The organism is Streptomyces sp. NPDC057654 (assembly GCF_042800135.1).
Lineage (GTDB): Bacteria > Actinomycetota > Actinomycetes > Streptomycetales > Streptomycetaceae > Streptomyces.
In genome coordinates, this window is record NZ_JBHVHQ010000821.1 from 1 (window position 1) to 3,865 (window position 3,865).

Annotated in this window: 5 protein-coding genes; 3 read left to right on the plus strand and 2 right to left on the minus strand. The window is 67.8% G+C overall.

Annotated features, from left to right (window positions below):
- Window positions 1-155 precede the first annotated feature (155 nt).
- On the minus strand, window positions 156-383 hold the full coding sequence (locus ACFU99_RS36490) for a DUF397 domain-containing protein (protein ID WP_384400792.1): 228 nt from the start codon (window positions 381-383) through the stop codon (window positions 156-158).
- Complete coding sequence (locus ACFU99_RS36495) at window positions 367-1,212, minus strand: helix-turn-helix domain-containing protein (RefSeq protein WP_384400795.1); 846 nt, start codon at window positions 1,210-1,212, stop codon at window positions 367-369. Before ACFU99_RS36495 ends, ACFU99_RS36490 begins: the two co-directional genes overlap by 17 nt.
- 202 nt (window positions 1,213-1,414) lie before the next feature.
- On the opposite strand from ACFU99_RS36495, the gene tgmA reads away from it, so the two are divergent.
- The 3 genes from tgmA to ACFU99_RS36510 are packed head-to-tail and all read left to right on the plus strand — an operon-like array spanning window position 1,415 to window position 3,754.
- Entirely contained in the window at window positions 1,415-1,642 is a 228-nt protein-coding gene (gene tgmA / locus ACFU99_RS36500; RefSeq protein ID WP_384400798.1) for a putative ATP-grasp-modified RiPP, read from the plus strand.
- Between the two features lies 1 nt (window position 1,643).
- Entirely contained in the window at window positions 1,644-2,603 is a 960-nt protein-coding gene (gene tgmB, locus ACFU99_RS36505; protein ID WP_384400801.1) for an ATP-grasp ribosomal peptide maturase, read from the plus strand.
- Entirely contained in the window at window positions 2,600-3,754 is a 1,155-nt protein-coding gene (locus ACFU99_RS36510) for a methyltransferase domain-containing protein (protein ID WP_384400804.1), read from the plus strand. The genes tgmB and ACFU99_RS36510 overlap by 4 nt, the downstream gene beginning before the upstream one ends.
- The last annotated feature ends 111 nt before the right edge of the window (window positions 3,755-3,865 follow it).

Consider the following 3,865-nt stretch of genomic DNA (forward strand, 5'->3'; position numbering starts at 1 on the left):
GTACGGGGCCTTCGTATAGAGCGCCCGGCAGGCCTTGCACCTGCATTTCCCGCTGGATGGCGGGCGTCTTGCCTTGGACCACAGACGCGTGACTCCCGCGCCGTGCGCCGGAGTTACGTAGATGATCTTACATGTCTTTCAAGCGGAAGACTGATTCAGGGGTGCGAGCCACGAGTCTTGGCGAATTCCACCAGCCCGGCGAAGCTTCCGGCAGTCAGTGTGAGGTGCGGACCGTCCGGGTTCTTGCTGTCCCGGACCAAGAACTCACCCGTGGCCGTCGCGTGTTCCGGTGCCCACTCGATGCACTCCGCGCCCTGCCCGTTGCTGTAACTGCTCTTCACCCAGCCCAGGTACGAAGCGTTCTCGTCAGGAGTCAAAGTCATCCTCATACTCTTTCAGGTACCTGTGGAGCAGAGCCACGCTCTCCCTGGTATCGAGGGCCTTCGACCGGGCGATGTCCAGAAGCGTTGTCAGCTCCAGCACGTCGGCCGGGGCGTCCACCGATGTGCCGGAGGCGAACGACTCGACGTAAGCGAAGGTCACGCCGTCCCGTCGCGTGAGCAGGCTCAAGCTACCGCCCAGCAAGGGGTGGACTCCACGAGAAAAGGGGAGTACTTGGATCCGGACCGCACTGTTCTTCTCGATCACGTCGAGTGTGTGCCGGATCTGTTCCGCCATGATGGCCGGGCCGCCGACGGGGCGGCGTAGGGCCGCCTCGTCCATGATCGCCCAGTACAGCGGGGGCGTTTGCGACTCCAGTACCTCGCGACGGTGTACCCGTGCGTTCACCTGCAATGCGACCTTCTCGGCATCCTTGCCGGGCATCGACTCGACGAACAGAGCAGACGTGTACGCCTCCGTCTGGAGCAGACCAGGTACGACGCTGCTGTTGAAGGTCTGGATGCGGGCGGCGCGCTTCTCCTCATCCAATACCTTCCGTCCATAGACAGGGACCTCGGCGGCGATAGCCACTGCCAGCAGGTCGGAAAACAGCCCGTCCGTCCCGTAGAAGTCGTCAAGGGCCTCCGCCAGTGCGGCGGACGGGAGTTGCTCCCCTCGCTCGACACGGCTCAGGTATGTGTGCGGGTACCCCAACTTCTCGGCGAGCCCGCGCAGTGACAGACCGGTCTTCGCTCGTGCCCGTGCCGCTCGGTTGGCCAGCATTCCCGCTGGTGAAGCAGGCATTACGTTGGCATCCGGCTCCAGTTCCACCCAACGCCCCCTCTCAAGAGATTGTGTACTCAGGGTACTTGGTTACGCACTTTCCGTGTGCGGAGTCTGTTCTTCCGGTAAGAGTGAGACGTCCCGCCGGGACCGAGAGGTGAACGCCCAACTGCTGCCCTGAACGGACAGCTTGGTTCTCTTCGTACTCGCCCGGCGCACAGGATCGACAACAGTGGGAATCGAGGAAGTCATGAGCACTGCGACCGCCCTTCCATTCGGGGTCCGGCATCTGGTGTCGCCGCCGGAGAGCATCAACGAGGCTCCGGTGATCACCTACAGCGACGCGCTCCAGATGAACGTGTCCGCAGCGGGCAACCCGTGGCACGCGATCACGGCGGAGATGCCCGAGACGCAGACCGAGACCAGCAATGGCGACAGCAGCGCCCCGGGTTCCGACAGCGGAACCGACCTGTACTGACATGGGATCGATCCTCATCCTCACGGGCCGGGACGATCTCACGGCCGACGCTGTGGTCGAGGAGTTGGGGAGGAGGGGTGAGGAGGTCATCAGGTTCGACACCGCTGACTTCCCCACCGCTTCCCGTCTGGCCGTCTCCCTCACCAGGGACGGCTGGGCGGGGGTGCTCGCCGGCTCCCGAGCCGTCAGGCTCGAAGCGGTCAAGTCGGTGTGGTGGCGGCGGCCGAATGAATTCCGTACACCCGACGCCTGGCCCGGTCACGCGCGGGCGCTGGCCGTGTCCGAGGCGCGGTCCGGGCTGCTGGGTGTGCTTGGTTCCCTGCCCGTTCGCTGGATCAACCATCCCGCGGCCGATGCTGCTGCGAACTACAAGCCGAGGCAGCTCGCTGTTGCAGCACGCGTCGGACTCGACGTGCCCCGGTCCGTGATCACATCCGACCCCGGCCATGCCCGCGAGTTCATCGGGGCCGGTCAGGTCGTCTACAAGGGGCTCGGAGGCGGGGTGCTCGGGCCCGGAGGCAAGCGGCAGTTTCTCCCTGTGGCGCTCGTATCCGCCGACGAGGTGGATGACGGGGTGGCCGGTACCGCCCACCTGTTCCAAGAGCGCGTGCCCAAGGCGTTCGAGGTGCGGCTGACCGTTATCGGGAGCCGGATGTTCGCTGTCGCCATCCATGCCGGGAGCGAGGCCGCGCGACTCGACTGGCGGTCCGATTACCGGTCCCTCGCCTACGAGCCCGTGGACGTACCCTCCGAGGTGGCGAAGGGCGTCCGGCGGCTCATGGATGAACTCGGCCTGTACTTCGGGGCTCTCGACTTCGCTGTGACGCCTGCCGGACGGTGGGTGTTCTTCCAGGTGAACCCCAACGGCCAATGGCACTGGCTCGCCGTCAAGGCCGGTATCCCGCTCGTCGAGGCGATGGCCGGCGCACTGCAAGGGGAATCGCAAGGGGTATCCGCATGACCGCAAAGCCCCCGTGGGCCGAAGCCGCGTCCGTGCTCGCCGATGAGGTGACCGCCGACGCGCCTGACTGGCGTGAAGCGGTGAGCAACACCCCTCGTCACGTGCTGGTGCCCCGGTGGTGGCGGCGCATCCCCAACAGCGCGACCCAGGAATGGGAGTTGGTGAACCTTCCCGAGGGTTCCCCGCAACGACTGCGTGCCGTGTACTCGAACGAGACGCTGGTGACCCGCGTCGGGCCCCTGCACGCCGACCACGCGAAGCCGGAGCGGCGGGGGAGTGGTGACCCCACGTCGTCGTCTACCCTGCCGGGGCTCATCGTGTCGATGGCGGAACGGCTCGGCGCCGGGCCCGGTGACCGGGTGCTGGATGTCGGTACCGGCTCGGGCTACTCCGCCGCGCTGTTCGGGTATCGCTTCGGCGACGCGAACGTGACCAGTGTGGATGTCGACCCGTACCTGGTCGGCGCCGCCCGCGACCGTCTCGCCGGCTTCGGGCGCAAGCCCTGTGCGGCGGCGATCGACGCGACGGGGGAACTGCCCGACACCGCGTACGACCGCATCATGGCGACCGTGTCCGTACGGCCCGTTCCCGCGTCGTGGCTCCGTGCGCTGCGCCCCGGCGGGCGGCTGGTGACGACCGTCGCCGGTACCGCTCTCCTGATCGCGGCGGACATGGGGGAGGACGGCGTAGCCCGGGGCGCGGTGCAGCCGGATCCCGCGACGTTCATGGAGGCGCGGCGGCAGGCGGACTACCCGCCGAAGCTCGACGAGGTGTTCGCGGGCGCGCGGGTGCGCGAGGGCGACGAGGTGCGGGCCTCGTACGGGCCGATCCCGGACCTGTGGCGGGAATGGGCGCTGCGCTACCTGTTCGAGTTGGACACGCCGGGCGTCGAGACGCGCGCGGCCGCCTACGGCGACGGTCGCCGCATCGTCTGGCTGCTCGCCGCTGACGGATCATGGGCGCGCGCCGAGGACAGTACCCGCCCGCTCATCCATCAGGGCGGTCCCCGTCGGCTCTGGGACGCGCTGGAGGGCGTCAGCCGTAGGTGGGAGGAGAACGGACGGTTTCCCTTGCGCGCCATGCGGGCCGAACTCAGTGCCGAGGGCGGCACGCTTCACGCTCCCGGAGATTCCTGGTCGTTTCCCGTCTGACGGCCATGAGCCTCCAGGGAACGCCGAAGGCCCCGTAGGCGGCGCCGAGTCCGGGGCGGTCGGTTGGTGGGCCGGGCGGGCGTGGGCCCTGGAGGTCGCGCTGGGGGGCGG